General features: G+C 63.9%; 27 protein-coding genes and 4 pseudogenes. 17 read left to right on the top strand and 14 right to left on the bottom strand.

Annotated elements, in window-relative coordinates; translation table 11 throughout:
- Nucleotides 1–110, top strand: a pseudogene (locus HLH29_RS18320) (IS5/IS1182 family transposase); the annotation flags it as partial.
- 93 nt (nt 111–203) lie between these two features.
- Here the strand turns inward: HLH29_RS18320 and HLH29_RS18325 are convergent.
- Complete coding sequence (locus HLH29_RS18325; protein WP_338030292.1) at nt 204–911, bottom strand: TetR/AcrR family transcriptional regulator; 708 nt, start codon at nt 909–911, stop codon at nt 204–206.
- Between HLH29_RS18325 and HLH29_RS18330 the strand changes: the two genes are divergently transcribed.
- From HLH29_RS18330 to HLH29_RS18340, 3 genes are read left to right on the top strand one after another with little or no spacing between them, the layout of a single operon-like run.
- On the top strand, nt 910–1,332 hold the full coding sequence (locus HLH29_RS18330) for a DUF1330 domain-containing protein (protein WP_182968821.1): 423 nt from the start codon (nt 910–912) through the stop codon (nt 1,330–1,332). The two genes, HLH29_RS18325 and HLH29_RS18330, sit on opposite strands and share 2 nt — an antisense overlap.
- A gap of 44 nt (nt 1,333–1,376) precedes the next feature.
- Nucleotides 1,377–2,396, top strand: a complete 1,020-nt coding sequence (locus HLH29_RS18335) for an alpha/beta fold hydrolase (protein WP_182968822.1) — start codon at nt 1,377–1,379, stop codon at nt 2,394–2,396.
- Between the two features lie 28 nt (nt 2,397–2,424).
- On the top strand, nt 2,425–3,084 hold the full coding sequence (locus HLH29_RS18340) for a GNAT family N-acetyltransferase (RefSeq protein WP_182968823.1): 660 nt from the start codon (nt 2,425–2,427) through the stop codon (nt 3,082–3,084).
- 24 nt (nt 3,085–3,108) lie between these two features.
- On the opposite strand, the gene HLH29_RS18345 is transcribed toward HLH29_RS18340, so the two are convergent.
- On the bottom strand, nt 3,109–4,074 hold the full coding sequence (locus HLH29_RS18345; RefSeq protein ID WP_182968824.1) for an AraC family transcriptional regulator: 966 nt from the start codon (nt 4,072–4,074) through the stop codon (nt 3,109–3,111).
- Nucleotides 4,075–4,179: 105 nt separating this feature from the next.
- Here HLH29_RS18345 and HLH29_RS18350 point away from each other — a divergent pair, with 105 nt between their 5' ends.
- The 3 genes from HLH29_RS18350 to HLH29_RS18360 all read left to right on the top strand — a co-directional run bounded on the left by HLH29_RS18350 (nt 4,180) and on the right by HLH29_RS18360 (nt 8,013).
- Nucleotides 4,180–5,070, top strand: a complete 891-nt coding sequence (locus HLH29_RS18350) for an SDR family oxidoreductase (RefSeq protein ID WP_182968825.1) — start codon at nt 4,180–4,182, stop codon at nt 5,068–5,070.
- Between the two features lie 44 nt (nt 5,071–5,114).
- The gene (locus HLH29_RS18355) at nt 5,115–6,104 is read left to right on the top strand and encodes an SDR family oxidoreductase (RefSeq protein WP_182968826.1); all 990 of its coding nucleotides are present in this window, start codon (nt 5,115–5,117) and stop codon (nt 6,102–6,104) included.
- Between the two features lie 106 nt (nt 6,105–6,210).
- A complete protein-coding gene (locus HLH29_RS18360) occupies nt 6,211–8,013 on the top strand; it encodes a CocE/NonD family hydrolase (RefSeq protein WP_182968827.1) in 1,803 nt (600 codons plus the stop codon).
- Between the two features lie 462 nt (nt 8,014–8,475).
- Here the strand turns inward: HLH29_RS18360 and HLH29_RS18365 are convergent, their stop codons facing one another.
- Nucleotides 8,476–9,489: a LysR family transcriptional regulator gene (locus HLH29_RS18365; RefSeq protein ID WP_182968828.1), complete on the bottom strand. Its 1,014-nt coding sequence runs from the start codon at nt 9,487–9,489 to the stop codon at nt 8,476–8,478.
- A gap of 287 nt (nt 9,490–9,776) precedes the next feature.
- Here HLH29_RS18365 and HLH29_RS18370 point away from each other — a divergent pair, with 287 nt between their 5' ends.
- The gene (locus HLH29_RS18370) at nt 9,777–10,703 is read left to right on the top strand and encodes an alpha/beta fold hydrolase (protein ID WP_220791591.1); all 927 of its coding nucleotides are present in this window, start codon (nt 9,777–9,779) and stop codon (nt 10,701–10,703) included.
- Here HLH29_RS18370 and HLH29_RS18375 read toward each other — a convergent pair.
- The 3 genes and pseudogenes from HLH29_RS18375 to HLH29_RS18385 form a co-directional block, all read right to left on the bottom strand.
- The gene (locus HLH29_RS18375; protein ID WP_182968830.1) at nt 10,669–10,908 is read right to left on the bottom strand and encodes a hypothetical protein; all 240 of its coding nucleotides are present in this window, start codon (nt 10,906–10,908) and stop codon (nt 10,669–10,671) included. The two genes, HLH29_RS18370 and HLH29_RS18375, sit on opposite strands and share 35 nt — an antisense overlap.
- Nucleotides 10,909–10,984: 76 nt before the next feature.
- Nucleotides 10,985–11,113: pseudogene (locus HLH29_RS18380) on the bottom strand (IS5/IS1182 family transposase); the annotation flags it as partial.
- 30 nt (nt 11,114–11,143) lie between these two features.
- Nucleotides 11,144–12,001, bottom strand: coding sequence for an SDR family oxidoreductase (locus tag HLH29_RS18385; protein WP_182968831.1), 858 nt, complete (start codon nt 11,999–12,001; stop codon nt 11,144–11,146).
- A gap of 100 nt (nt 12,002–12,101) precedes the next feature.
- On the opposite strand from HLH29_RS18385, the gene HLH29_RS18390 reads away from it, so the two are divergent.
- Nucleotides 12,102–12,818 carry a TetR/AcrR family transcriptional regulator gene (locus HLH29_RS18390; protein ID WP_220791592.1) on the top strand — a complete coding sequence of 239 codons (717 nt, stop codon included), beginning with the start codon at nt 12,102–12,104 and terminating at the stop codon, nt 12,816–12,818.
- A 298-nt stretch (nt 12,819–13,116) separates the two neighbouring features.
- On the opposite strand, the gene HLH29_RS18395 is transcribed toward HLH29_RS18390, so the two are convergent.
- Nucleotides 13,117–13,377, bottom strand: coding sequence for an NAD-dependent epimerase/dehydratase family protein (locus HLH29_RS18395; RefSeq protein ID WP_182968833.1), 261 nt, complete (start codon nt 13,375–13,377; stop codon nt 13,117–13,119).
- Nucleotides 13,378–13,395: 18 nt separating this feature from the next.
- On the opposite strand from HLH29_RS18395, the gene HLH29_RS18400 reads away from it, so the two are divergent.
- Nucleotides 13,396–13,575, top strand: a complete 180-nt coding sequence (locus HLH29_RS18400) for a hypothetical protein (RefSeq protein WP_182968834.1) — start codon at nt 13,396–13,398, stop codon at nt 13,573–13,575.
- 37 nt (nt 13,576–13,612) lie between these two features.
- On the opposite strand, the pseudogene HLH29_RS18405 reads toward HLH29_RS18400, so the two are convergent.
- The 3 genes and pseudogenes from HLH29_RS18405 to guaA all read right to left on the bottom strand — a co-directional run bounded on the left by HLH29_RS18405 (nt 13,613) and on the right by guaA (nt 17,049).
- Nucleotides 13,613–14,606, bottom strand: a pseudogene (locus tag HLH29_RS18405) (IS481 family transposase).
- 36 nt (nt 14,607–14,642) lie between these two features.
- On the bottom strand, nt 14,643–15,134 hold the full coding sequence (locus tag HLH29_RS18410) for a tyrosine-type recombinase/integrase (protein WP_246374426.1): 492 nt from the start codon (nt 15,132–15,134) through the stop codon (nt 14,643–14,645).
- A 292-nt stretch (nt 15,135–15,426) separates the two neighbouring features.
- Nucleotides 15,427–17,049 (bottom strand): glutamine-hydrolyzing GMP synthase, encoded by a 1,623-nt coding sequence (gene guaA / locus HLH29_RS18415; protein ID WP_246374428.1) that lies wholly within the window; start codon nt 17,047–17,049, stop codon nt 15,427–15,429.
- Between the two features lie 250 nt (nt 17,050–17,299).
- Between guaA and HLH29_RS18420 the strand changes: the two genes are divergently transcribed.
- The 4 genes from HLH29_RS18420 to HLH29_RS18435 all read left to right on the top strand — a co-directional run bounded on the left by HLH29_RS18420 (nt 17,300) and on the right by HLH29_RS18435 (nt 20,769).
- On the top strand, nt 17,300–17,713 hold the full coding sequence (locus HLH29_RS18420) for a hypothetical protein (protein ID WP_246374429.1): 414 nt from the start codon (nt 17,300–17,302) through the stop codon (nt 17,711–17,713).
- A 125-nt stretch (nt 17,714–17,838) separates the two neighbouring features.
- The gene (locus HLH29_RS18425) at nt 17,839–19,797 is read left to right on the top strand and encodes a CocE/NonD family hydrolase (protein WP_408871995.1); all 1,959 of its coding nucleotides are present in this window, start codon (nt 17,839–17,841) and stop codon (nt 19,795–19,797) included.
- Nucleotides 19,798–19,918: 121 nt separating this feature from the next.
- Nucleotides 19,919–20,416 (top strand): NUDIX hydrolase, encoded by a 498-nt coding sequence (locus tag HLH29_RS18430; protein ID WP_182968837.1) that lies wholly within the window; start codon nt 19,919–19,921, stop codon nt 20,414–20,416.
- Entirely contained in the window at nt 20,413–20,769 is a 357-nt protein-coding gene (locus HLH29_RS18435) for a response regulator (protein ID WP_182968838.1), read from the top strand. Before HLH29_RS18430 ends, HLH29_RS18435 begins: the two co-directional genes overlap by 4 nt.
- Before the next feature lie 7 nt (nt 20,770–20,776).
- Here HLH29_RS18435 and HLH29_RS18440 read toward each other — a convergent pair whose 3' ends face one another.
- Genes HLH29_RS18440 through HLH29_RS18450 form a run of 3 tightly spaced genes read right to left on the bottom strand, consistent with a single transcriptional unit; the run spans nt 20,777 to nt 23,891 of the window.
- Complete coding sequence (locus tag HLH29_RS18440; RefSeq protein ID WP_182968839.1) at nt 20,777–22,324, bottom strand: ArnT family glycosyltransferase; 1,548 nt, start codon at nt 22,322–22,324, stop codon at nt 20,777–20,779.
- Nucleotides 22,237–23,400 (bottom strand): glycosyltransferase, encoded by a 1,164-nt coding sequence (locus HLH29_RS18445; RefSeq protein ID WP_182968840.1) that lies wholly within the window; start codon nt 23,398–23,400, stop codon nt 22,237–22,239. The genes HLH29_RS18440 and HLH29_RS18445 overlap by 88 nt, the downstream gene beginning before the upstream one ends.
- Nucleotides 23,397–23,891, bottom strand: coding sequence for an Lrp/AsnC family transcriptional regulator (locus HLH29_RS18450; RefSeq protein WP_182968844.1), 495 nt, complete (start codon nt 23,889–23,891; stop codon nt 23,397–23,399). Before HLH29_RS18450 ends, HLH29_RS18445 begins: the two co-directional genes overlap by 4 nt.
- Before the next feature lie 150 nt (nt 23,892–24,041).
- Here HLH29_RS18450 and trxB point away from each other — a divergent pair, with 150 nt between their 5' ends.
- The 3 genes from trxB (at nt 24,042) to HLH29_RS18465 (ending at nt 26,226) form a co-directional block, all read left to right on the top strand.
- Nucleotides 24,042–25,001, top strand: coding sequence for a thioredoxin-disulfide reductase (gene trxB, locus HLH29_RS18455; protein WP_182968845.1), 960 nt, complete (start codon nt 24,042–24,044; stop codon nt 24,999–25,001).
- A 91-nt stretch (nt 25,002–25,092) separates the two neighbouring features.
- On the top strand, nt 25,093–25,977 hold the full coding sequence (locus tag HLH29_RS18460; protein ID WP_182968841.1) for a LysR family transcriptional regulator: 885 nt from the start codon (nt 25,093–25,095) through the stop codon (nt 25,975–25,977).
- Between the two features lie 33 nt (nt 25,978–26,010).
- Nucleotides 26,011–26,226, top strand: coding sequence for a hypothetical protein (locus HLH29_RS18465; RefSeq protein WP_182968842.1), 216 nt, complete (start codon nt 26,011–26,013; stop codon nt 26,224–26,226).
- Nucleotides 26,227–26,367: 141 nt separating this feature from the next.
- Here the strand turns inward: HLH29_RS18465 and HLH29_RS18470 are convergent.
- Nucleotides 26,368–26,638, bottom strand: a pseudogene (locus tag HLH29_RS18470) (transposase); the annotation flags it as partial.
- Between the last annotated feature and the right edge of the window lie 110 nt (nt 26,639–26,748).

Genomic DNA, 26,748 nt, shown 5'->3' on the forward strand with positions numbered 1-26,748 from the left:
GCCGCCGCCTCACGAAGGATGTCGAGGCAACAATCTCGTCATCCCACGCCTGGTTGATGATCGCCCATATCCGCAGAGTTCTGCGGAAAATTAATCAGACCGCTTTCTGATTCAGGCTCTGAGGGAGCAGGCGGCGGACTTGGCCGTCGCCTTCAATCAGAACAGCATCGGAATGACTGAGGTCTGAGAGCCACGCGCACTTCTTACGGCGACACCACGGTCGCGAACAGGACGCGCCTGAACTGCTCAATCGGTCGTGGAGAGCGATCGACCTTCATGCGCATCATGGCGCCCTCCCACGAGGCGAGAATGAACGCCGCCATGTCATCGGCATCAAGGTCGCTACGAATCTCGCCCGCCTTCTGACCTGCGCGAATGGCTTCTGCGAAGGATGACGTGAGCGCGCCGCAGATCTCGATCAGGTGGGTGCGCAGCAGCTCGCTATGCTCGGGCACTTCCAGGCTCATGTTGCCGACAAGGCAGCCGTATCGCCAACCGGCCATCTCAAGCCATTCGGTGATCGCGTCAAAGTAGGCATGCAGCCGCTCGGCCGCCGGCCTGCTCTCGTCGCGGAGCGTCTCGTCCATGATGGCCTGGGTAAGCTCATGATAGCGGTCGAGGATCGTAACTGCGAAGGCCTTCTTCGACCGGAAATGGTTTGTGAAGCAGCCTTGGGGAACGCCGGCGTCGCCGGTGATCTCACGGACGCCGGCGCCGGCGAAGCCCCGCTCGTGCAGCGTCCGCACGCCGGACTCGATGATTTTCTCGCGAAGTGAAGGTCGGGCCATTACATATAAATACAGCTGGACGTATTCATTTGCAAGAGGCTTAGCTGAGTGAGGGGTTTCCCGAGCTCTTGCCCTCCGTGCCCACAATGGCCCCCGGCTGGTTTCAAGGAGACCGAGAAACATGGCGACGATCGAATGTACGCCTGCAGCGTTGCAGGCCGCTGGCGAAGCTCTTGGCGACGCTGGCCCGGTCTACATGGTCAACCTGGTGTGCTACCGCACCGAAGCGGTCTATGAGGCGGGTAGCACCTTTCCGCCCTGCTCGGGACGCGAGGCCTATTTCCAGCGTTACGCTCCCGCCTTCAACAAGGTCGCGCAAGGCGAGGACTACGGGCTCTTCTGGGTGGGCAATGTCCATGGCGTGCTCGTGGGGTCTGACGGGGAAGCCTGGGATGACATCGTCATCGTCCGCTATGCGAGCTTCGCCGTGCTGCGCCGCATCCTGGAGAGCGCTGCCTATGCGGAACAAGCCGCGCCCCATCGGCGCGCGGCGCTCTGGGACTGGAAGTTCATTGCGACGACGCAACCGGAGTTGCCGCGATGATCTCACCGCCCGTCAGGGCACCTTCACCCCAACAAGGATCGATCATGACCGGCGCTGGCCTTTCGCAACGCAGTATCGAGACCGATCGTCATCGGACGGTCTGGATCGAGGCCGGTCCCGCGCAGGGGCCGTTGATGGTCTTCCTTCACGGCTGGCCTGAGTTGGGACTCGTATGGCGACGGCAGATCGAATTTTTCTCGGCGCTCGGCTGGCGATGCGTTGCGCCGGACATGCGCGGATATGGGGGATCTTCGAGGCCCGATACCATGGCCGCTTACGAGGTTCGCGAACTCGTGTCCGACATGGTCGACTTACACGATGCGCTCGGCGGGGGTCCCGCCGTTTGGGTCGGGCATGACTGGGGAAGCGCGGTCGCCTGGTCCATGGCCTCGCATCATGCCACACGTTGCCGGGGTGTCGCCAATCTCTGCGTGCCCGACTTCGCGCGGGGGTTCGCTTTGCCGAATCTGGTGCCGCTAGTCGATCGCCACGTATATCCCATGGAACGCTATCCCGTTGGTCAATGGGATTATTGGCTGTTCTATCGTGAGCATTTCGCTCAGGCGTCACGCGATTTCGAAGCGGACGTCGCCGCGACGCTGGCACTCGTCTATCGGACCGCGCCGGAGCGGAAACCTGGAGAGCCGGCCTTCACTGCCGATATCCGCGCCCGGAAGGGCTGGTTTGGGGCGGCCGGTCGCCCGCCGGCCATGCCGCTCGACCAGGTCTTGTTGGGCCAGGACGACTTCGACGCGATCGTGAAAGCCTTCGCCGCGACAGGCTTCGCAGGCGCCGACGCCTGGTACATGAACGACGCCGCCAATATCGCCTATGCAGCAGACGCGCCCAATTTCGGGCGGCTCACGCTTCCCGCGCTCTTCATCCACGCGACCAACGATACCGTCTGTGATACGATGCAGAGCCGGCTGGCCGAGCCTATGCGCGAGGACTGCGAGCGACTGTCCGAAGTGACATTAGAAGGAGGCCACGAGATCATGCTCGAAGCTCCCGGCACCGTGAACGAAGCGATAGCACGCTGGCTTACGTCCGCGGCGCTCGTCTAAACCGAGACTGGAAAGAGAGATCGGTGCCATGTTCACGTTGGCGGTTGATTCAGACATCCCAGAAATCGTCGCACTGATGAACCGGGCTTACCGCGGCAACACCGGCTCGGGCTGGAGCACAGAAGAAGCCTATCTCGACGGTGACAGGACGACAGAGGCCCTTCTTCGCGGCGACCTCGCCAGAAAGCCGTCAGCCTCGATGCTCAAATGGGAGGATGAACGAGACGCGAGCATTGTCGGCTGTGCTTGGTTTGAGCCAATTGACAACCACACTTGGTATCTCGGATCGCTCGCAATTGATCCGACGAAGCAGAAGGGCGGGCTTGGCCGGATCATGCTTCAAGCTGCGGAAGAATGGGCGCATGATCGCGGGGCCAAGCGTATGCGCATGTCGGTCACCAACGTCCGTGAAGCCCTGATCAGTTGGTACATCCGCCGAGGCTATCGAAGGACCGGTGAGATCGTGCCGTTCCCTTACGGTGACGATCGCTTCGGGAGACCACTACGTGACGATCTTTCTTTCGTGGTTCTAGAAAAGTCACTTGAAACGGCGGCAATGGGGCCAGGTAATGGTTCAAGTCACCTCGTCGAACATCAGACCGTGCCGCCGGGTGACACCGACCATGATAGGCCGATGGGACCGGCTCCGAGGACCGACAGGTCCGAAGTCGAGCGCGAACACGGATGAGAACGCCGTAGACGAGGCTGTAACTCAAAGAAGCGAAGGGGACCCTTCCATTTCCGGTGCGAAGCTTAGCCCCGTCGCTCCCGCCCCCCCTTGCCGACGACCATATTGGCGCGGCGAACAGTGCATCACCCGCTTGAACGCCGTACTGAAGGACTTCTCGGATTCATAGCCGAGCGCCGATCCGATCTCGGCAAGCGACTGGCGCGTGGACGTCAACCTGTCCGCCGCCTGCATCATGCGCCAGCGGGTCAGATATTCCATTGGTGAGAGGCCAGCCCTCTCCTTGAAGGTGACCGAAAAGGCGGTGCGCGACATCCCCGCCTCACTGGCGAGGGCCTGGAGCGTCCATCTCTGGCCAGGTGCTCCGTGCATTGCCGCGATGGCCGCGCGCAATCGCTTGTCGGTGAGCGCGGCAAGCCAGCCTGTTTCCTCGGTAGTTCGGTCGGACAGGTAGAGCCGCAGCGCCTGGACCAGCACGATCGTCGCCAGCTGCTGCGCGACGATGAAATCGCCCGGCTGTCCCTCCAACAACTCCTGCCGCATGCGCTCGACGCACCAGTTCAGGGTCGCGCTGCCAGGACGATCACGGATGTGCAGGAGTGGCGGAAGGACATTTAGAAGCAGCTCTGACTGCCCTTCCGACAGCGTGAAGTAGCCACCGATGCTGAGATAGTCACCACCGCCATTATAAGTGACGATACCCCCACTCTGCTTTGGCGGCAGGACCTGACTGACATGGACCGGCTCGACCGAGAGGTTGCTCGCGATCTGGAACGGCCGGCCACGTGGCAGCAGGAAACACTCGCCGGCGTTGACCTGAACGGGGGGCTCCCCTTCCACCGATATCCAGCACGAGCCGGTCACGACGGCGTGGAACTTGATCCCGTCATGTGGCCCGAAGCTGATCGCCCAATCGCCGCCAGCATCAAAACCGCCTGATACGTAGCTGCGCAGCTTCAGGAGCGAGAGCACATCCGACAGTGCGTCCATCCATGATCTCCTGAACGATCGAAAACCATATTCGAACTATGCGACATGGATCGTTCCCTTTCAACCGCCTAAATTGGGTTTGAAGCCAAATAGAGGAGAAGCACCATGCGCATATTCGTGACCGGTGCAACCGGATGGGTCGGCTCTGCCGTGGTGAAGGACTTGATCGCCGCAGGGCACGAGGTCACCGGGCTCGCCCGGTCTCCCGCGAGTGTCGAGACGCTCGCAGCAGTCGGTGCGCAGGTGATGCGCGGATCGATCGAGGATATCGACGTGCTGCGAACGGCCGCGCGGGCAGCGGATGCCGTGATCCACACCGCCTTCAATCATGACTGGTCACGCTTCGCGGAGAATTGCGCGGCCGACAAGCACGCCATCGAGGCGTTGGGCGCGGAGCTCGAAGGAACGGAGCGGCCGCTGATCGTCACGTCCGGCGTCGCCCTGCTCGCGCCAGGGCGCCTCGCCACCGAGGCCGATATGGCGCCACCGGTCACGGAGCGTTTCCCGCGCGCGTCCGAAGCGGTCGTCGAAGAACTTCGTGGTCGCGGTGTCCGCGCCACCACGGTGCGCCTGGCTCCCACGGTGCATGGCGTCGGCGATCATGGCTTCGTGCCGCGTCTCGCCGGCATCGCCCGCGACAAGGGGGTATCCGCCTATATCGGCGATGGCCAAAACCGCTGGCCGGCTGTGCATCGGCTCGACGCGGCGCGGATCTTCCGCCTGGCACTGGAGCACACCGCCGAGGGGCCATTTCACGCCGTCGCTGAACAGGGCGTGGCGCTGAAAGACATCGCCGAGGCGATCGCGCGCCGATTCGATCTGCCGCTGGTCTCCAAGGCCGCCGCTGAGGCAAGCGAGCATTTCGGGTGGTTCGCGCCGTTCGTCGGTTTCGATGCGCCAACCAGAAGCGACCGCACGCGCGCGCTCCTGAATTGGAAACCCGAGCAGCCGGAGCTGCTCGAGGATCTCGCCCGTCCTGATTATTTCGGCGCCTGAGCAGCCGGCAATCCATCGATGGCTGGACCGGAAAGGAAGCCGGAATGCAAGTTTTTGTTACAGGAGCGAGCGGTTTCATCGGGTCCGCCATCGTCCGCGAGCTCATCGAGGCCGGGCACGAGGTCACCGGGCTCGTCCGCTCAGCAGAGGCAGTCGCGAAACTTAAGGCGGCCGGCGTGAAAGCCTGTCGGGGGACAATTGAGGATCTGGACGTCCTGCGACGGGCGGCGGCAGAAGCCGACGGCGTCATTCACACAGCTTTCTTTCATGCGCTCTCGCACGCCAGTCCCGGTGTCCGCCTGCGAATCCTGTTCGGCGGCCGCCCGGGCGGCATCGTCAGACGCTTCGCGACCCTGGCCGTCGAGGCGGACCGGCGCGCGATCGAGACGCTCGGCAACGCGCTGCGCGGAGATCAGCGATCGCTGGTCATTGCCTTTCCGACAATGGCGATGGCGCAGGGACAGCTGGCGGTTGAAACGGATCTCGCCGATCCGAATGCGGTGGGTGGCCTCAGAGCCCGATCCGAGGAGGCAGCTCTGGCGCTCGCAGCCCGCGGCGTGAAGGCCACGATCGTTCGGCTACCGCCTTCGGTACACGACGAAACCCGGCAGGGCCTCGTCACCCAGTTGATCGCTATCGCGCGCAAGAAGCGGGTCTCCGCCTATGTCATCGGCGATAGCGAAAACAGGTGGGGCGCTGTTCATCGGCTCGACGCATCGCGCCTCTTCCGCCTCGCCCTCGAAGAGGGCGAAGCCGCCGCCTGCTATCATGCGGTTGCCGAAGAAGGCATCCCGGTGCGCGACATCGCAGAGGCGATCGGCAGCCATCTGGGAATCCGCGTCGAAGGCCTGTTTCCGAAAGACGCTCCAAAGCATTTCGGCTGGCTCGCACCCTTCGTCGGCGCCGACAATCCAGTGTCCCGTGAGCTCACGCAGCAGCGCCTGAGCTGGCAGCCGACCCATCCGCGGCTCATGGATGATATCGCAACCGCGCTTCAAAGCACCGACGCGGGGGCATCACCGGCCCTCGCCTGAAGCGAACCCAAAGACACAAATATTCCTGCATGGCTCCGGTCGCGGAAAATGACGCGCGCCGAAGAGCGCCGATGCTCGGCCTGCGGACAATAAAGGAAAACCTCCGATGCGGTCGACCAAACTTCTGCCCTTTGCTTTCACCCTCGCGCTCGCTTTTGCCCAGCCGAGCTTGGCGACGCCTCTCGCCTCCGGCGTTCCCGGCATGCTCTTCGACCATGACGTGCCGATCACCATGACCGATGGCCTGCAGCTGCGCGTCAACATCTATCGCCCGGAAAAGCCGGGCCGCTACCCGGTCCTGATGCTGATGGGCCCCTATGGCAAGGATACGAGCCTGGCCGATGCGCCCGCCTACAAGACCTCCTGGACCAAGCTGATCGCCAAATATCCGGACCTCTGCAAAAAATCCTCCTGCCGCTACATCCGCTTCGAGGCGCCCGATCCCGAACGCTGGGTCGCGAACGGCTATATCGTCATCCATGCCGATGTCCGCGGCGCCGGCGCATCGCCGGGCGTGCTCGATCCCTTCTCCACGCGGGAGACCGAGGACTATGCCACGCTGATCACCTGGGCGGCGCACCAGCCTTGGAGCTCGGGAAAGGTCGGCCTGTTCGGCACGTCCTATCAGGCGATCAACCAATATCAGGTCGCCGCCCTACAACCCGAAGGCCTCGCGGCGATACTGCCGTGGGAGGGGGCCTACGATCAATATCGCGAGATCGCCTATTACGGCGGGATCCTCAACGTCGCCTGGGAATATTGGTGGACGCATCAGGTGGTGCCGAACCAGAATGGCAATGCGGAAACGTCGCTGGTCGACTCCATCAATGGCGGCAAGGATACCGGGGCGCCCCTCTCCCCGGAAGTCTTGAAGCAGAACCGTGTCGATCCGATCGAGGCCTTCGCCAAGCACCCGTTCGACGACACCTATTATCGCCGGCGAACCCCTGAGGGCAGCCGGATCACGGTGCCGCTGCTCGACGTCGCCAACTGGACCGACTGGAGCACGGAGGGCTTTCGCTCTGCCGCCAGCAAGCAGAAATGGCTGCGCATCCAGACCGGCGATCATCTGACGCCCTTCTATTCAGACGAAGCGCTCGCGCTGCAGAAGCGCTTCTTCGATCACTTCCTCAAGGGCGTGAACAACGGCTGGGAGAAGGAGCCGCGGGTGGCGGTTCAGGTCCGTCGGCCCGCCGGAACCACGTGGCGCAGTGCCGCCGCGTGGCCGCTCCCCGGAACGCAGTGGCAGCGTTATTATCTCGACGCGGCAAACGGATCGATGGACCCCGCGCTCGGAACTGCCGCACCCGCCGAGAAATCCTATCCCGGTCTTGGCGACGGGCTGACGTTCACCTCCGCGCCGTTCACTGAGGAGACGGAGTTCACCGGCCCGATCGGCATCAGGCTCTGGGTCAGTTCCTCCACATCGGACATGGACATCTTCGCGGCTGTGCGGCTGATCGACCCGCAAGGCCGCGACGTCACCTTCATGGGCAACAGTGACCCGAACGTGCCGCTCGGCCTCGGCTATCTGCGTGCGTCGCACCGCGCGGTCGATCCGGCGCGCTCCACCGAGTACATCCCATTCCATCCGCATCTGACGTCGGAGCCGATGACGCCCGGGCAGCTTTACCCGGTGGACGTGGAATTCACGAACCCGACGAGCATCGTCATCTCGAAGGGCTATCGCCTGGCCCTGACGATCCAGGGCAAGGATTTCGGGTACGGTCCGGGCGCGAACATCGTTCGCGCCAAGGATTACGATCTTCCGAACTCCAGCAACTCCGGGCTTTTCTTCGCCGCGCATCCTAACCGCGACCCCGCCCTCTATGGCGGGGCGGATACGCTGGCGACGGGCGGAGAGCATACATCCTATCTTTTGCTACCGCGCATATCGGCTCGCCGATGACTGGGCGCTATCAACCGCGCTTCAACCCGCCCTGCCATGCCGGACCTCACGCTTGATCTCCGCCACTTTCGCGACGCGATGCTATCGCCCAGCACGGCAGCTTCAGGCGCAAGGCAGAGGCGGCAGATGTCTCTCTTCACGCGAGAAGGCCGGCGCATGGTCGCGACGCCGATGACGAAGATCTTCGCCGCGGAGGTCGGCCTTTCGTTTGATCGCCTGGCTGTTGCGGCGGAGGCTTGTGGCCGGCCCGGCGCACGTCGCATTCTCCGGGTACTCTACTCGGTAGATGCTCTTGATGCTTTGGATGAAAAGAATACTGTGCCGTGCATCAAACCGGCTCACCGAGCATACTGGCGATCAGGCGTAGACGTACTTCTCACTTTCGTCGTTCTCGGCCCGCCATCAAAGTGCAGCGTAGCGAAGGTAGCCGGATCATAGCATCGGTGTGCTCCATACTGCTTGCTAGCCTCCAGACTGACCAGTTTTGAGGCCGAGTCGCGAATTTGACGCCGGGCGGGATGGGGTTTCATCCCGCCCATCTACGTTTTTAACGTGACCATTACTTAGGTGGAGGGGAAGATAGGAACGGCCCTTCAGAAACGCGACGAACGCGCGCAAGGCCGCTGATTGGTGGTGCCTGCTTGGAAAGTAGAGGTAAAGCGCCTCGAGCAGTGAAGACCATTCAGGCAGGACCCGTGACAACTTTCCAGCGGCGAGGAGATCGGACACGCTCGCAGCCGGCGCGCTGACAATTCCTAGCCCCCTTACAGCCAGCTCGATCTGGGAGGCGAGATCGTGAACGATCGTTGCCGCGGGCGGAGCGATCTGTACGGTCTCGCCTGCGGAATGCAGGACCCATGGTATGATCAAGCCGGTCGTCTGACTGCGGCACACCACAGCGCGGTGATTGAGCAGATCGCTTGGGAGCTTCGGCATCCCTCGAGCATGAAGATAGGCAGGTGAAGCGACGAGAACCGCTTCTGATTCGGGCGCGACTGGGACTGCCGCCATGTCCTTCTCAAGGCAATTGCCATAGCGTAATCCTGCGTCGTAGCCTTGCTTGACGATGTCGATCATACGCGCTTCAACCGCGATCTCGAGCTCCACGTCAGGATAGGTGTCCTGGAAAGCCGCCAGCACTGCGGCAATGAGCAGGTCGAAGGGCGCGCGCGGCATGGTGAGGCGCAAGGGGCCGGCTGGCCGTCCGCCCCGCCGTGCGGCCTCCTCCGCGGCTCGCCTCAATTGCGACAGGGCTGGAGCTGCCGCGAGGAGATAGTCGGTACCGACTTCCGTCAAACTCAAACTGCGGGTCGAGCGGCGCAAAAGCGGGGTACCGAGCCGTTCCTCGAGGCTTCGGATCGCCTGGCTGGCCGCGGACGGAGAGATGCCGAGACGCCTCGCTGCTTCGGAAAAGCTACCGGCTTCGGCCACAGCGACAAACACAGCCACGCCTTCGAGCATATTTTTCTGTCGCAAGTGATTCGCCTTGAAGTTTTACTTCATACTTCATGTGTGATTTCAGGGCTAATCGCAAGCATCTGTTCGGCATACGGTTGCGAATGCCTACGATCCAACACCATCCAGCCGAAGGTCCGATCCTGATCGGGCATCCCAGCCAACGTTCCATCCCCCTCGGGACCGGCGCAGCCGTCCTGTCGGGCGTAGCGGGGGGAATGCCCTCATCAACGCTGGTTTCACGCACTTTCAGCACGCCCCGTCAGACAACGCATTACATCGAATGCGGGCCGGCCGACGGACCGCTGATGATCTTCCTCCACGGCTGGCCGAGCATAGGTTTGATGTGGCGCGCCCAGATGGACGCGTTCGCCGCCGACGGGTGGCACTGCATCGCGCCTGATCTTCGCGGCTTTGGCAGCTCTTTCGCACCTGCAGCCAACGATGCTTATACCATCGAGGAAATCGTTGCGGATATGGCGGAGCTCCATGACCACCTTGGGCGCAGGGCTGCAATCTGGGTTGGCCACGACTGGGGCAGCATCGTAGCCGGTGCGTTGGCCGCGCATGAGCCGAAGCGCTGCCGTGGCGTCGTACTGATCTCGTGGGCGTATTTTCCCGACGGGAACGCCCTGCCCACGCTCGTCCCACTGGTTGACCGAACGATTTACCCCGCTGATCGGTATCCGGACGGCCAATGGGATTACTACCGCTACTATACGACGCATTTCGAGTCGGCGGTGGCTGACCTCGACGCGGATGCGGAAGCATCATTGGCATCCATCTTTCGATCGGGCAGCCCTGCCACCGTCGGCGAGGTTTCGCCATCCGCGAAAGTCACGCGCAACGGTGGGCGCTTCGGCGCCGCACACCGAGCTCCGCCTACTCGGTCTGACCCGGCACTGTGGCCGCCGGTGGACTTCGAAGAGCTGGTGCACGCGTTTAAGCTTCGCGGCTTCCTCCCTACCTGCGCATTGTATCTGAACGGTGACGCCAACACTGCCTACGCACGCGAGGCGCCCAATGGAGGCCGACTGTCGCAGCCGGTACTATTCGTCAACGGCGACTTCGATCAGATCTGCAGCATCAACGGAAATCGTCAGGGCGACCCGATGCGTGCAGCCTGTCGAGACCTTACCGTGGCGAGTATGACCTGCGGGCATTGGCTGCCGTTGGAGCGCAAGGAAGAACTCATCCAGGTCATCCGCCGCTGGCTTCAGAGCAAAAAACTTTGATGGCGGTAACCGAGGAATGAGCTCGCAAGTGAAGAGTGCAACAATCCTCAGCGATCGCGCTGTTGGCCTGCTGGCGGTCGCCGTGTGCGCGCTCGGCGTGGTTCCCGTTGTGACCGCCTTCTTGCAATGTCGGGGTGACATACGGTGAGGTCGTGCCGGTTGAGCCGCTACCATCGCGCACGACTTCTTTTGCAAACCCGGTCATGAATGTTTCCAGCGCGCCCTCCGGCGCTGTTGTACCAATAGGCATGCAAGCTGGATGAGCCCCGACCCGGCGGAATTTATGCAACAAGCTTTGTGACCCGGATTCCGAGCGCTGTGTAGCGGTTGAGGCCAGTAATGCGGATCTGGATTTCGGCAACCTGGCGGCCGAAGTCGCGCGCCATACGGCGCTGGCCGAGCAGCTGGAGTGATCAGGATTGGTCCCTTTGCCAGTTCGGTCAAAAGCCCCATGCTGACACTGTATCGCGGATTGTCCTCGGCGCACGCCCGAGCAGCGTTTCCAACGCTGGGTCAGTCGCGGCGAAGTCCCCGCGGCGGGCGGCCCGGAATGTGCCCAACAGCATGTCAGCGTAAATGGCGGGCATCCCCGCAGCGATCTTCGTATCCCGCCATTCTTCATCGGTGACAGTGGTATGGCGCACCTCGCGGCGGAAAACTTCCGATGCGATCGCCGCGATCTCAGCCATGGTAACGGCTTCCCCAGCCGTAAGCGGAGGTGTGATGCCGTCCCACCTCCCTTCGCCAGCCAGGATCGCGGCATCGGCTTCAGCCAGATCAGCACGTGCCGTCCAACTGATCGGGCCGTCCTCGGGGGTCCGCAACTCTCCGTTCTGCAGCCCGTCACCGATCATGTGAAGGCAGCTCTCCACATAGAAGCCGTGACGCAGCGACGTATATGAAACCCCGCATGCCGCGAGGTCTGCTTCGGTCCCGGCATGCTGATCGGCCGGCAAAAAAGGTGAACCAGCGCGCGCGCCCATGTGACTGGTGTACAGGATGCGATGTACGCCTGCAGCGCAGGCGGCCTCGATCGCGGTGTGATGAAGCCGCAACGCCTCGTCGCCGAGCTTGTCGGCCGAGACGATCAGGACCTGGTCCGCTCCTCGGAAAGCAGCTTCCAGGCTGCCTCTGTCGGAGAAGTCGCCGGTACGGACCGTTACACCTCGGGCAGCAAGACCAGAGGCTTTGCTGCGATCTCGCACACTGGCGACGATCTCGCTCGGCGCGCGGCGGCCCAAGAGGCTCTCAACGATAGTCCGGCCTAGCTGGCCGGTTGCGCCCGTTACAACGATCATAACCGTATCCTTATAGCATCGCTATTGCACTATTGTTATCAATGATAACAATAGTGCAATCAACGCTACTAATTTCAGCTGATCAATGCTATCAATGCTCATGTTCGATGAACCGGATCGAGATTTGGAAGAACGGGATGCTCGGGCGCTTGTGTTGAACGCGGCGGCGAAGCTCGTCGCCAGTGGAGGCGTGGCGGCATTGACGACGCGCGCCGTGGCGTCGGCCGCGTCGGTACAGGCCCCCACACTCTACCGTCTTTTCGGTGAAAAGCGGGGACTACTCAACGCCGTCGCGGAGCATGCTCTGGCGACTTATGTCGAACAGAAGGCAGCGGTCGAGCCACATCCCGATCCGGTGCAGGATTTGATCGACGGTTGGGATAGCTGCGTGGCCTTCGGCCTCGCCAATCCCGCAGTATTCGCGATCATGAACGAAATTGCGATGCCCGCATCCGCCTCGCCGGCCGCGCTCACCGGCCTCGCCGTTCTGCGCAAGCGGGTCCAGAGAATCGCACGCGCGGGTCGGCTTTCGATGTCCATTGAGCGGGCGGTGGCTTTGATCCACGCCGCAGGGGTTGGTACGGTGGTCACTCTTCTTGCCATGCCTTCGGAAGCGCGCGATGGACAACTTTCCTCTTCGGCTCGGGACGCCGCGCTGGCCGCCATCCTTACCGACGCGCCGACCCAGCCGCGCGACAACGGGATTGCGCCCCTGGCCATTGCTCTAGGAAGCCGCCTGAGCGAAACTGCCGATCTGACCCCGGGAGAGCGACTGCTGCTCGCGGAATTGCTAGACCGCCTCGCCTCCGTACCATAGTTGGCTGCCCCTAGATGGGGCAGCGCCGCCATCACGAGACCTGTCTGCACACTCGCGACTCTACGGGGGCGTGGTTGACGCTCGCGAAGAATGGACTCAGTCGTGCGGACTATTACTGCGCTTCCTTGCGACGCGGTCATTGTCGTTGCTGGCAGCGACTACCCGCGCCGGCGACGAGACGATTGCAGAGAAACCGGAAAGCGAGAGGCTGAATGGTTTGAGTGTTTGCAGTAACCCGGCATCCCGCCGAGGAAGCGATCAGCGCCTCTTCAAGACCTTGGCTGCGTTAGGCAGGCCGTTATACGACGCCCTCTTCGATCGCTTGGTAGGTCGTTCGAACCTCGGGCTTGAAGCCCAGGCTTCGCGCGAGCGATCCATCCAAAACGCCCGACCATGGATTGGTTAGTGGTACTGAGGCAGGCTCCATAGGAGCACCGGCGATCTCACTCAGTTCGAAGATGGTTATGGGCGCCTCGTCCACGGTGTTGACGATCCGGCCGTCGAGCGTTCCGACAAGACCCATCTTCACGAAAGTGGCGATATCGCGGTGATGGATCATGCTCAGCCGGTTGGCTGGATGCAGCTTGAGCAGTTGCGCGATGTGCGGAATCTGCCCGATATGCCCATCATCGTCACCATAGACGAAGCCGAAACGCAGGATCGACCAGTTGAGGCCACTCTCACGCAGCAGCTTCTCGGCCGCGACCTTGCTGGCGGGATAATCGCGTTCCCGCGCGACGTGATCGATTTCCAGTGAGGGTCGGGAGCTATCGACATTGTAGACGAGACCGGTGCTAGATGTTTAGTCTCGGGATTTGATGGTGCGGATTTTGTATGAACCGTGATGGTTCTTTTTCCCACTGCTGGCAAATGAATTCATATGGAGTGAGGCCTCGCAGCATTTTGAGCCTTCGGGCGAAATTGTAGGCAGCGACGAAATCGGTGAGGTGCTGGCGCAACTGGTCATGCGTTTCGTAGTAGAAGCGCTTGACTGTTGCCTCCTTGATTGTGCGGTTCATGCGTTCGACCTGACCATTTGTCCATGGATGTCGAGGCTTTGTCAGACGATGCTCGATATTGAGATCAGCACAGGACAGTTCAAAAGAATGGCAACGGAACAGGACGCCGTCGGCCCGCATGGCCTTGATATCTTCCGGTGTCCATCCATTGCCAGCCGGATCGGTGAAATGTGTGCCGTTATCAGTCAGCACGGTGTGGATGCGGATAGGGGACTGCAACGGCCAGGGCGCGCAGGAAGTCACCGGCGACGCGACGTGTTGCTTTCTCGTGCAGTTGGGCGAAAGCAAATTTCGACGTCCGGTCGATCGCCACAAAGAGATAAAGGCGCCCCATTTCGGTGAGGACTTCAGCGATATCGATATGAAAATAGCCGATCGGACAGGTCTTGAACTTCGACCGTTTCGGCTTGTCGCCTTCGGTATCGGGCAGGCGCGAGATGCCGTGGCGCTGAAGGCAGCGATGCAGCGAAGAGCGCGTCAAATGCGGGATCGTCGCCTGTAGCGCGTAAAGGCAGTCGTCCAGGGGCAATAACGTATGGCGGCGGAACGCCAAGACGATGGCTTCCTCCTCAATCGATAAGACCGTCGAAAGAGGAGCCTTCGGGCCAGTACGCCGATCCGCCGTATCGGGCCGCCCCTTCCATTTGGCGACCGTCTTCGGGTTGATCCCGTAGCGTTTCGCCAAAGCCCTCAGGCTCTCTTGACTATGTTGTATCGCTCGACGGACTGCCGCTGTCGTCGTGGCGCTCCCGTGGTGAACCTGGCCCATAGCGCTTCCTGCCACTCTCGTGAAAATAATGCACCATCAAATCCCGGGACTAAACAGCGCGCCGCGATCGACGATCTTTCTGCAATGCGCGCGCATGTCGTCTGGCGTGATTTCCGCGAGGAGCCGATTGCGCCATACGGGCAACAGCTCCCTTTCGAAGATAGACCGCCTCATGGCTCGAGTGCTGTCGGCCATCGGCGCATTCACGAGCCACTTCTCGCTGAACTCGCCGAAGCTCTTGGCTTCCTTGATCCGCCGCTTCTCGCGCTGCTTCTCGATCGCGGGAGACCGTCCTTCGCTGACGGCCCTTCTTGCATCAATGCAGAGTTCGCGGGCCCGGGCCAGTGAGATCCCATCGCGGCCGTACTTCCCGAGGTAGACGGTCTCGCGCCGGCCGTTCAGGCGATAATCGAGGCGGAACGAGATCGCTCCCGATGGCATGACCCGAACGTACATGCCGTCCCGGTCCGCCACTTTGTACATCTTGCTCTGCGGCTTCAGCGCCTTGATCGCAGCATCCGTCAGCATTTCCGCGCCACCTCCGAAAAGTACCGTCACGTGGTTTTCGGCGCACCTTGGCGGAAATTTATGTTATGTTTCATCGGCTTATGCCGAAAAAAGTACCGTCAAGGACGTCATCTGCCCTGACGGTACTCGTGAATTTGGAGCTGATCAATATGGGGAAGGCCGTCACGTAGGCCGCCATCACCGATCTCTGCCTACCGATAGCTCTCGATAGACGAAGAACCATTCTTTATTATTTTTCAGAGCGTTACAGCGTGTTATGGCGTAGTTTTGGATACCGCCGGATGGACAAAAATCATTCCCACTCGATCGTCCCGGGCGGCTTCGACGTGATATCGTAGGTCACGCGATTGATGCCTCGTACCTCGTTCACGATGCGGCTGGCAACGCGGTTCAGGAAGCCGATGTCGAACGGATAGACATCGGCCGTCATGCCGTCGGTGCTGGTGACCGCGCGCAAGGCGCAGGCATAGTCATAGGTACGGCCGTCGCCCATCACGCCGACAGTGCGGACCGGCAGCAGGACCGCGAAGGCCTGCCAGATCGCGTCATACAGGCCGGCACCCCGGATTTCTTCCAGGAAAACCGTATCGACCTGGCGCAGCAGCGCCAGCTTGTCGCGATCGATCGCGCCGGGAATGCGGATGGCCAGGCCCGGCCCGGGAAACGGGTGACGGCCGACAATGGCTTCGGGAATCCCCAGTTCGCGGCCCAGTTCCCGAACCTCGTCCTTGAACAGTTCACGCAGCGGCTCGACCAGCTGCATCTTCATGCGTTCCGGCAGGCCGCCGACATTGTGATGCGACTTGATCGTCACCGACGGGCCGCCGGTGAAGCTGACGCTTTCGATCACGTCCGGATACAGCGTGCCCTGGGCGAGGAATTCCGCGCCACCCAGCTTCGCGGCCTCTTCCTCGAACACCTCGACGAACAGGCGGCCGATCGTCTTGCGCTTCACCTCCGGGTCCGTCACGCCTTCCAGGGCGGAGAGGAACAGGTCCGACGCGTCGCGATGGATCAGCTTGATGTTGAAGCGGCCACGGAAGGTCTTCACCACCTCCTCGGCCTCGCCGGCGCGCAGAATGCCGGGATCGACGAAGATGCAGGTCAACTGGTCGCCGATCGCCTCGTGGATCAGCACCGCCGCCACCGAGGAATCAACCCCGCCCGACAGGCCGCAGATGACCCGGCCCGACCCGACCTGCTGACGGATACGGGCAATTTCCATGTCGCGGAACCCGGCCATGGTCCAAGTGCCCTGACAGCCCACGACACCGTGCGTGAAGTTGCGCAGCAGGGCCGCACCATGCGGCGTGTGCACCACCTCGGGGTGGAACTGCACGCCATACATGCGCCGCCCCTCATCCGCGATGATGGCATAGGGCGCGCCCTCGCTGACGGCCACCGCACGGAAACCGGGCGGAAGCTTCGTCACCCGATCGCCATGGCTCATCCACACCTGCTCGCGCCCGCCTCGCGTCCAGGTGCCACGGAACAGCGCGCAATCCTCGACGATATCGACATGCGCGCGGCCGAATTCACGATGCGCGTGCGTTTCCACCGCACCACCCAGCTGGAAACACATCGCCTGCTGGCCGTAGCAGATGCCCAGCACCGGCACGTTCAGGGCGAACACGACATCGGGGATGCGGGGCGCGTTCTCGTCCAACACGCTGGCGGGGCCGCCCGACAGGATGATGCCGCGCGGGGCGAAGGCGCGGATCCGCGCCGCGTCGGTGGAAAACGGCCAGATTTCGCAATAGACGCCGCTTTCGCGCACGCGACGGGCGATCAGCTGCGTGACCTGGCTGCCGAAATCCAGGATCAGAATCCGGTCCTGATGCAACGCGGCGTCCAGCGTCGTCGTATCCTCGGGCAGGGTCTGGGTGGAACCGGCGGTCTTCACATCGTCGCTCATCGTGGCTCTTTCGGTCGCGGCGTTACGGTCGCAGGGCGCGCTGCGCGACCGGGCGGGCCGTGCAGGAGCCGGATATGCGTCGACACAGAGTATAGTGCAAGCCCGGAGCGGGCGGGACCCTATGGTCCAACGGGCCGACCACCGCCATATAGAGGGCCAGACCAAGGTGTTACGGAGCCCCAACGTGCCCCTCTTCCGACTGGACCGCCCTTTGCCCCTTCCCCGTCCCGTCAGCGTGGGACGCGCGACGATGATGGGCGCCCTCATCCTTGCCCTGTCGACGGGTGGCCTGTCGCGGGCCGCCGGAGCGGCCGAGGACGCCGCCCGCGATCCGCTCGGGATCTGGACCGGCACGCTGGTCGCCGACCGCGGCATCTGCCCCGAGACGCGTGCCCCTTCGACCTTGCAGATCGAAGGCAAGCGCATCGCCTTCACCCCCGCCGATGGCGCGCACACTCTGCGCGGCCAGCGCGACGCAACACCGGGCCGTTTCCACGCCCAGCTCGTGCTGAGCGACATGAACCGCAAGCCCTTTCCCATGGTGTTCGAAGGCACGCCCGAAGGGGCTGAGATCCATGGCACCTACGGCACGCCGCGCTGCCGCGCCCATGTGGTCCTGACCCGCCCGCAATCCCATGCCACGGAGCATTTCCTGGGCCATTGAAGCAGCCTGCCGGACGCCTTGCGCCGGGATGATGGGCGGTTGCCTGATCCATCCGGTTGCGACATGGTCGACCACGCGAAAAGCATGACATCTCCGCAATGACGGATAGAGCAGGAGCGCCTGGTTTGACCCTTCCCTTCCATCGCCCGGGCGGGGCGATCGCCTTGGCGACCGCCCTCGGCCTGATCAGCAGCCTGGGCCATGCCGCCCCTCCGGCGGCGCCGACGGCCGCATCGTCCCTGACGGTGCAGACGGGCAGCGACATTCCCGCCCACGTCACCTTCCCCACCGCCGCGCGCGATTACGTCAAGCGCGAGATCATGATCCCGATGCGCGACGGGGTGAAGCTGCATACGGTGATCGTGATCCCGCGCGACGCCCACGACGCGCCGATCCTGCTGACGCGCACGCCCTATCATGCCTCGAAGCGCCTCAACCGGATCGAGGACGCGCCGACCATGCGCGCGCTGCTGCCCCAGGGCGACGATGTGTTCGTGGAATCCGGCTATATCCGCGTGTTCCAGGACATTCGCGGCAAATACGGGTCGGAGGGCGATTACGTCATGACGCGCCCGGTGCGCGGCCCGCTGAACCCCACCCATACCGACGAAGTCACCGATGCGTGGGACACGATCGACTGGCTGGTCCACAATCTGCCGCAGTCCAACGGGCGCGTGGGCATGCTGGGCTCGTCCTATGAAGGCTTCACGGTCGTCATGGCGCTGCTGAACCCGCACCCGGCGCTGAAGGTCGCGGCCCCGGAAAGCCCGATGGTCGATGGCTGGATGGGTGACGACTGGTACCATTACGGCGCCTTCCGCCAGGGCGGACTGGACTATTTCACCGACCAGATGACGGTGCGTGGCTCCGGCTCCTCAATCCCCCGCGTCGATCGCGACGACTACACCAACTTCCTGCGCGCGGGCTCGGCCGCCCAGTTCGCCTCCGCCGCCGGGCTGGACCAGTTTCCGTGGTGGCAGCGCATGCTGGCCCATCCGGATTATGATTCCTTCTGGCAGGACCAGGCGCTGGACAAGCTGATCACCCGCCACCCGCTGACCGTCCCCACCATCTGGGAACAGGGGCTGTGGGACCAGGAAGACATGTGGGGCGCCATCCATTCCTGGCAGGCGCTGAAGGCGACCAGCCCGAACGTGCCCAACGTGCTGGTGATGGGCCCCTGGCGCCACAGCCAGGTCAATTACGACGGGTCGGAACTGGGCCCGCTGCACTGGAACGGAGACACCGCGCATCAATTCCGCGCCGAGGTGCTGCTGCCCTTCTTCAACCAGTATCTGCGCCCCGGCTCGCCCGAGGTTCATCTGCCGGAAGCCATCATCTACAATTCCGGCGAGAACCATTGGGACCGCTTTCCGCGCTGGCCCCTGGCGTGTGACGACAAGAGCTGCGACCAGAAGCTGAAGCCGCTGTATCTGCAGGCCGGCTACAGCCTGTCGTTCGACCACCCCGCCACCGGGCAGGATTCCTACGTGTCCGACCCGGCGCATCCGGTGCCGTTCGTGCAGCGTCCGTTCAATTTCGCGGAGGATTCACCGCGCTGGAAGACCTGGCTGGTCCAGGACCAGCGGCAGGCCGAAAGCCGCCCGGACGTGCTGACCTATGAAACGCCGGTCCTGACCAAGTCCATCCGCGTCAGCGGCGTGCCGGTGGCCGACCTGTTCGCGGCGACCAGCGGCACCGATTCCGACTGGGTGGTGAAGCTGATCGACGTGATGCCCGCCACCGACGGCGACCGGCCGGAAATGGGCGGATACGAACTGGCGGTGTCGATGGACATCTTCCGTGGCCGCTACCGCGAAGGGTTCGACCATTCGGTGGCCGCGGTGGCCAATGCGACGGCGCGCTATCGCTTCACGCTGCCGGCGGTCAACCACGTGTTCAAGCCGGGGCACCGGATCATGGTGCAGATCCAGTCCTCGCTGTTCCCGCTCTACGACCGCAACCCGCAGACCTTCGTCCCCAACGTGCTGCGTGCCACGCCGCATGATTATGTGACCGCCACCCAGACCATTCACCGGGGTGGTGAGCAGTCGACGGCCATCTGGCTGCCGGTCGTTCCCTAAAGCCTGACGGGAAACACGCGGGCAGCCATCAAGGCCGCCCGCATTCACAGCCTGCCCAGCCAGGCATTGAGGGGACGCCATATGGTGGCGCCGGGGGCAGGCATGCGGTTAAGATCGCCGCATGACTGCTTCTTCCATCGTGTCCGCCGCCATCCTGGCCGTTGTTGTTCGTGACGCGCGCCTGCTGCTGATCCGGCGCGCCAACCCGCCAGACCAGGGGCTATGGGGCTTCCCCGGCGGCCGGATCGAACATGGCGAGACCCTGTTCCAGGCGGCCGAACGCGAACTGCGCGAGGAAACCGGGTTCGTCACCCGAGCCCAGGGCGTGCTGACGGCATTCGACGTGCTGGACCGGGCACCCGACGGGCGGTTGCGCTTCCATTACGTCATCACCGTGGTGCATTGCGCCGATTCCGGCCAGACCGACATCCAGGCTGCCGATGACGCGGTGGCCACAGGCTGGTTCACCCTCGACCAGATCCGGGCCAACCCGGAGCGCATGAGCCCCGGCCTGCTGGAACTGGGAACCCTGGCGCTTTCCGAACGGGGGGCCGCCCCCTGGCCCGTCCCCGGGGGCGATCCCCGTCGCCTCATCCCCGCACAGGACCATGCATCATGACATCTGGCCGCCATATCCTGCTGGTCGAGGACGAATCCGCCATCGCCGACCTGATCCGCACCGCGCTGGAGGCATCCGACCTCCGCGTCACCGCATGCCCGGGCGTGCAATCGGCCATGAACGCGGTGGAACAAGGGCCGGTCGACCTGGCCATCATCGACCTGTCCCTGCCCGACGGCCCGCCTGATCGCCTGATCGCCCAACTGAAGGCGGGGGGCATCCCCCTGATCGCCATCAGCGGTGACCCTGCGCGCCTGGCCACCCTCGCGCCGATCCCGACACTGGAAAAGCCATTCCGGGTCCGCGCGCTGATGGAGCTGGTACGCGGCACGCTGGACAGCGCGGCGAAATAGCGACGCTCTATTCCCCAGCCGGCAGGCGGACTGCGCCGGCGAGCGGGCCGGGCGCCAGAGTGACGCGGAAGACGGCATAAAGTTCGGCAACCCTGCCCTTGCGCGCCCGCTCCACGGTGCCGATCCGCGTGGCGCTGCTGAACGGCGACAGATCGAGGTCGCGCAGCCGCCGAACGCTGCACAGGAAGATACCGCTGCCGCCCGCTGGGCGCGGCAGGTCGAACAATGCCCAGCGCGGCTCGATCCCGATCACGGTCCGGCGCGGTAGCGCCAGGGCCAGTTCCGCCGCCAGCCCGTATTCGTCGGCTGCCACCATGTCGCCGGGGGCCGCCAGAGCATCGACGTCTCTCGCCAGATCCTGCCAGCCGGCCATCTGCCGCAGGGTGATGTCCAGATGCGGCGACAGCGAAACGGGCGCCAGGGTGGACTGGACATAGACCAGCAGCGTCAGCGCAAACCCCAGGACCGTCCCCGCGCGCCAGAAGCGCCAGACGGGTGAAGCGGCCAGCACGGCCAGCGCGGGATAGAGCAGCACCGGCCAGTTAGCCTGCACCCGATCGCCCAGCGCGTGCTGCACGAACACCAGCGCCGACGGCACGATCCACCACAGCAGCACCGCCGCCCCCGGGTCACGGCCGGCACGGCGCCAGGCCCGCCACATTCCGCCACCAAATCCCAGCGCGATCAGCGGCGTCATCAGGCCGATCTGCCCCCCTGCCAGCTCCGACAGGAACTGCACGGCCCGCGCCGGCCGCCAATCCCCTGCCCGGCCGCCCTGACGCACGAAGCTGGCCCAATGATGCGCGTGGTTCCAGCCGATGACCGGCAGGAACAGGATTGCGGCCAGCGCCGCACCGCACCAGGGCCAGGGCGTGCGCAGCCACGCCCGGCCCGACCGGCTGCACAGGCACCACAGCGCCAGCCCGCCACCGGGCAGCACGGCCGTATATTTGCTGTCGCAGGCCAGGCCGAGTGCCGCCCCCAGCACCAGCCACCACGCCCCCCGACCCGTGGCCAGCAGCCGGCCCAGTGCCCACAGCGCCAGCGTCACGAAGAACAGCAGCGGCGTATCCGGGGTCATGGTCACGGTGCCGATGCCCAGCGCCAGCGTGGCGTTCAGCAGCAGGCCCGCCCGCACCATCCGGCCGGCCGGCGGCCCGTCGCCCTGGCCCAGGTCGCGCGCCGCCACGACCAGGAACAGCGTGCCGATCGCTGCCGAGAGCGGGGCCAGCAGGCGCACGCCCAGGGGGCCGTCCCCCAGCAGGGCCGTGCCCACGCGGATCCACAGCGCCACCATCGGAGGATGGTCCAGATAGCCCGGCGCCAGCGCACGGGACCAAACCCAGTAATATGCCTCGTCCGGCGACAGGGGCGTCCACGCGGCCACGATCGCGCGCAGCAATGTCACCCCGACCAGGGCAAGGCCCCATCGCGACAGGTCGGGCCCGCCCCGTCCCACGGCGCCCGTCACCGCAAGCCCCAGATCAGGGTCGATGAAACGGCGTAATTCCACACCACCGCGATCGCCGCCCCAGCCGCCCCGGCCAGGCGCCATTCCCCGTCACGGCTGAAGATCGCCCGTGCGATGCCGACATCGGCGACGGCACCGGCCGAACAGATGATCATGAACAGCCCCAGCCCCAGCCACATCCGCCCGCCGCGCAGCCGCCGGTCGCGATAGGTCAGCGCGTTGTTCATCCAGAAATTCGTCACCATGGCGACCAGTGTGCCCAGCCATTGGCCGGTGGTGAAATCGGCGCCGAAACGCCGGCCGATATCCAGCACCGTCAGATTGACCAGAATGCCGACCAGCCCGACCAGCGAGAACGCGATGAACCGGGTCGGCAGGAACCCCCGGCAGATCTTGTCCGCCAGCATCGCCACGAACTGCATCAGCACCAGGATATCCAGCTTGCTCTCGCCCGCCGCACGGGGGCGGAAGACGAACGGCACCTCCAGCACCCGTGGCCGCTGGGGCGCGGACAGGAACACATCCAGCAGGATCTTGAAGCCCGTGCCCGACAGGCGCGGCACCGTGCGTTCGAACAGATCGCGGCGCATGGCGAAGAATCCGCTCATCGGATCGCCCAGCCGCACCGGCAGGATCATCTGCACCAGGCGGATGCCGGAGTCGGAGAGGAAGGTCCGCCAGCCATTGGCCAGCCCCGCATTGTCGCCGCCGGCCACATGGCGGCTGCCGACCGCGATGTCGTACCCGTCATGCGCCACGGCGTCGATCAGCCGTCCGAGGCACGATTCGTCGTGCTGCATGTCGCCATCCATAACGGCGACGATCCGCGCCGAGGACGACAGCACGCCCTCGATCACCGCTGACGACAGGCCACGCCGCCCCACACGCAGCAATCCGCGCACGCGGCCATCGCGTTCCGCCATGGCCCGCACTTCGTCGATCGTGCCGTCGGGCGAACTGTCATCGACGAAGATGACCTCCCACGCCCGCCCCGCCAGGGCCTGGTACAGCGCCGCGACCAGGGGACGCACATTGGCGCGCTCATTGTAGCAGGGCACCACGATGCTGATATCCGCCGCCGGACACGCCAGGCCGGCCCCGCCCGCAGCGCCGGCGTCATCCCCCCACACGGGGCCGGCCTGGCCCCGGACCTGGGTCATGCGCCGTCTGTGTCGCCGAAGGGCTGGGCCAGTGGCTGCACCGGCACCCCGGCGCGGCTGAGGGAGGTGCGGATGGTCTGCAATGTCTGGACCCGGCTGACATGCGGACTTTCGGTCAGGCGCCGGGTCAGCTGGTTTTCATGCGCGGCGTCGCGCGCCACCAGCCGGACCAGGAAATCGCCGCCGCCCCGGATCATGTGGCACTCCCGTACCTCCGGCCATCCGGCGACCTGGGACTCGAAGGCGGTCAGGACCGCTTCCTTCTGGCTGTCCAGCCCGATCAGGGCAAACAGCGTGATCGTCCATCCCAGCAGGGCCGCGTCGGTGTCGGCATGATAGCCGCGGATCAGCCCTTCCTCCTCCAGCCGGCGCACACGCCGCAGGCATGGTGGGGCGGAAATGCCAACCCGACGCGCGAGTTCCACGTTGGTCATGCGGCCATCCGCCTGGAGTTCCGCTACGATCCGACGGTCAATCGCATCCAGATCCATCACGTCAGTTTTGTCCGTCCCAGAATATCAAGCCTTCAGGATACGGCATGAGCCCCGCGCCGAAAAGAGCATCCCGATCCCCACATGGCTTGTGCCTGGCGCGCCACACGGCCATATCCCATGCAGCTTGAACAGACCTGTGCCGAGTCCATGACCCATACCCATTCCACCGACCTGCTCGTGATCGGGGCCGGCCCCGCCGGCTACACCGCCGCCATCTACGCCGCCCGCGCCAACCTGAAGCCGATTCTGGTTGCCGGCCTCCAGCCCGGCGGCCAGTTGATGATCACGACGGACGTGGAAAACTATCCGGGCTTCGCCCGCGGCATCCAGGGCCCCGAGCTGATGGAACAGATGGCCGCCCAGGCCGCCCATGTCGGAACGCGGATCATCCACGACATCATCACGGAATGCGCGCTGGTGGGGCGCGAGGCGGGCGAGCCCTTCCGCCTGGTCGGCGATTCGGGCGATGTCTACCTGGCCCGCTCGGTAGTGATCGCGACCGGGGCACAGGCGAAGTGGCTGGGCATTCCCGGCGAGGCCCAATATCAGGGCGCCGGGGTCTCGGCCTGCGCCACCTGCGACGGTTTTTTCTATCGCGGCCGCACCGTGGCCGTGATCGGCGGCGGCAATACGGCGGTCGAGGAAGCGCTGTACCTGACCCATCATGCAGAACATGTGTTCCTGATCCACCGGCGCGACAGCCTGCGCGCCGAGAAGATCCTGCAGGACCGGCTGTTCGCGCACCCCAAGATCACGGTGAAGTGGAACCGCGTGGCCGACGAGATTATCGCGGACGGCGAGCCGCCCGTCGTCACCGGCATCACCCTGCGCGATACCACGACCGGCGCGCATGAAGATCTGTCGGTCGACGGCGTGTTCGTCGCCATCGGCCATGCGCCGCACACGGAGATTTTCCGTGGTCAGGTCGAGACCGATGACGAGGGCTATATCGTCACGAACCCCGGCGGAACCCGGACATCGGTGCCCGGTGTCTTCGCGGCCGGCGACGTCCAGGACAAGATCTATCGCCAGGCCATCACGGCCGCCGGCACCGGCTGCATGGCCGCGCTGGAAGCGGAACGTTTCCTGGCTGGAATCGCGGGCTGATTCCCCATCAAATCCTTGACCGGACGGCCCGTTTCGGTCACCAAAAGTAACATTGGTTTCACAATTCCTCCTGTCAGGATCGGAGCGTACATTGGACTGGGATAAACTCCGTATTTTTCATGCGGTGGCCGAAGCCGGTTCGTTCACGCATGCGGGCGATGTACTCAACCTCAGCCAGTCTGCCGTCTCGCGACAGATTTCGGCTCTGGAAGAAGCACTTCAGGTTCCGCTGTTCCACCGCCATGCCCGCGGCCTGATCCTGACCGAACAAGGCGAGACCCTGAACCAGACGGTGCGGGAAGTCTTCTCGAAACTGGCGATGACGCAGTCCCTGCTGACCGAGAGCAAGGAGAAAGCCGCCGGCCGCCTGCGCGTGACCACGACGACGGGTTTCGGCACCTGTTGGCTGACGCCGCGCCTGCATCGCTTCATGGAAACCAATCCGGACATCACAATTACGTTAATCCTGGAAGATAACGACCTGGATCTGGGCATGCGCGAGGCCGATGTGGCCGTCCGCATGCATCCGCCGCGCCAGCCCGACCTGATCCAGCGCCACCTCGCGGATTTCCCGCTGCCGATCTATGCCTCCCCCAGCTATCTGGAAGAATTCGGCACTCCCCAGACCCTGGACGAGTTGTCGGCCCACAAGCTGGTACTGTTCGGCGGTTATCATCCGCCCGTCCCGCACATCAACTGGCTGGCGGAAGCCGGCGTGCCGTCGGACGAGAAGCGGGGCGCGCGGCTTGAGGTCAACAGCCTGCCGGCAATGGCATCGGCCATCGCGGCCGGGGTCGGCATTGGCTCGGTGCCGCTTTACGCGACCGAGCCGCATGCGAACCTGGTCAAGATCCTGCCCGACGTTCCGCTACCGACGGTCGACGCCTATTTCGTCTATCCGGAAGAATTGCGGACATCGAAGCGCGTTGCCGTGTTCCGCGATTTCCTGCTGTCGGAAATCAATGCCCGCCACTAGGCGGTGCAACGCCCGCAAGGAACCACATTACCGATGATTACGCGCAACAGGCCGGCAAGCGGACCGGGAAAGCAGGCTTACGAAGCCCGTCGGGCCGCGAAGGCAGGGATCAGCCTCGATCGTTGGCTGGCCCGCAAGGAAGCTGCCCGCAAGGCCGCTTCCCCGCCTGCCGCGCAGCCCAATCCCGTGCTGGCCCAAGCCCGCTCGGTGTGGCGACGGCTGATCGAACGCGCCCACCGCCCCCTCTGAGACCGTACCGGAAATTGCGCACTGGCGGCGATCTGGCCCGCGTTCCCGCGCTTCGGTGCCCCCGGCCATCGAGGCTCCTCTCCAATGCTTGGAAACACAGGATGGCCGTGCCGCCAGTCACCTGAATCTGAAGTTCGGTTCGATGAACGCGACGAGATCGGTCGTGGAGCGATGCACGCCGCGTTGGAGTTGCTTGCGTGTCAACTCGGCAAACCAGCGCTCTACCTGATTGATCCAGGAAGCCGATATCGGCGTGAAATGAACATGCCAATGAAGCCGACGGGCCAGCCAGGTCTTCGTCACAGGGGTTTTGTGCGTGGCGGAGTTGTCCATCACGAGATGGACGTCCAGGCCGTCAGCGATCCCGGCGTCGATACGCTTCAATAAAGTCCAGGAATCCGGTTGCCCGGTGGGGCCTATCCTGAATTTCGTGTGTTTGGTGTGATGCTGAGGAAGGAGAAGCATCATGGCCCGACGCAAGAAGCCGGTGATCCCTGACGATGTTCTGGACCAGGTTCTGGC

This window comes from Gluconacetobacter tumulicola (genome assembly GCF_014174215.1).
GTDB lineage: Bacteria > Pseudomonadota > Alphaproteobacteria > Acetobacterales > Acetobacteraceae > Gluconacetobacter > Gluconacetobacter tumulicola.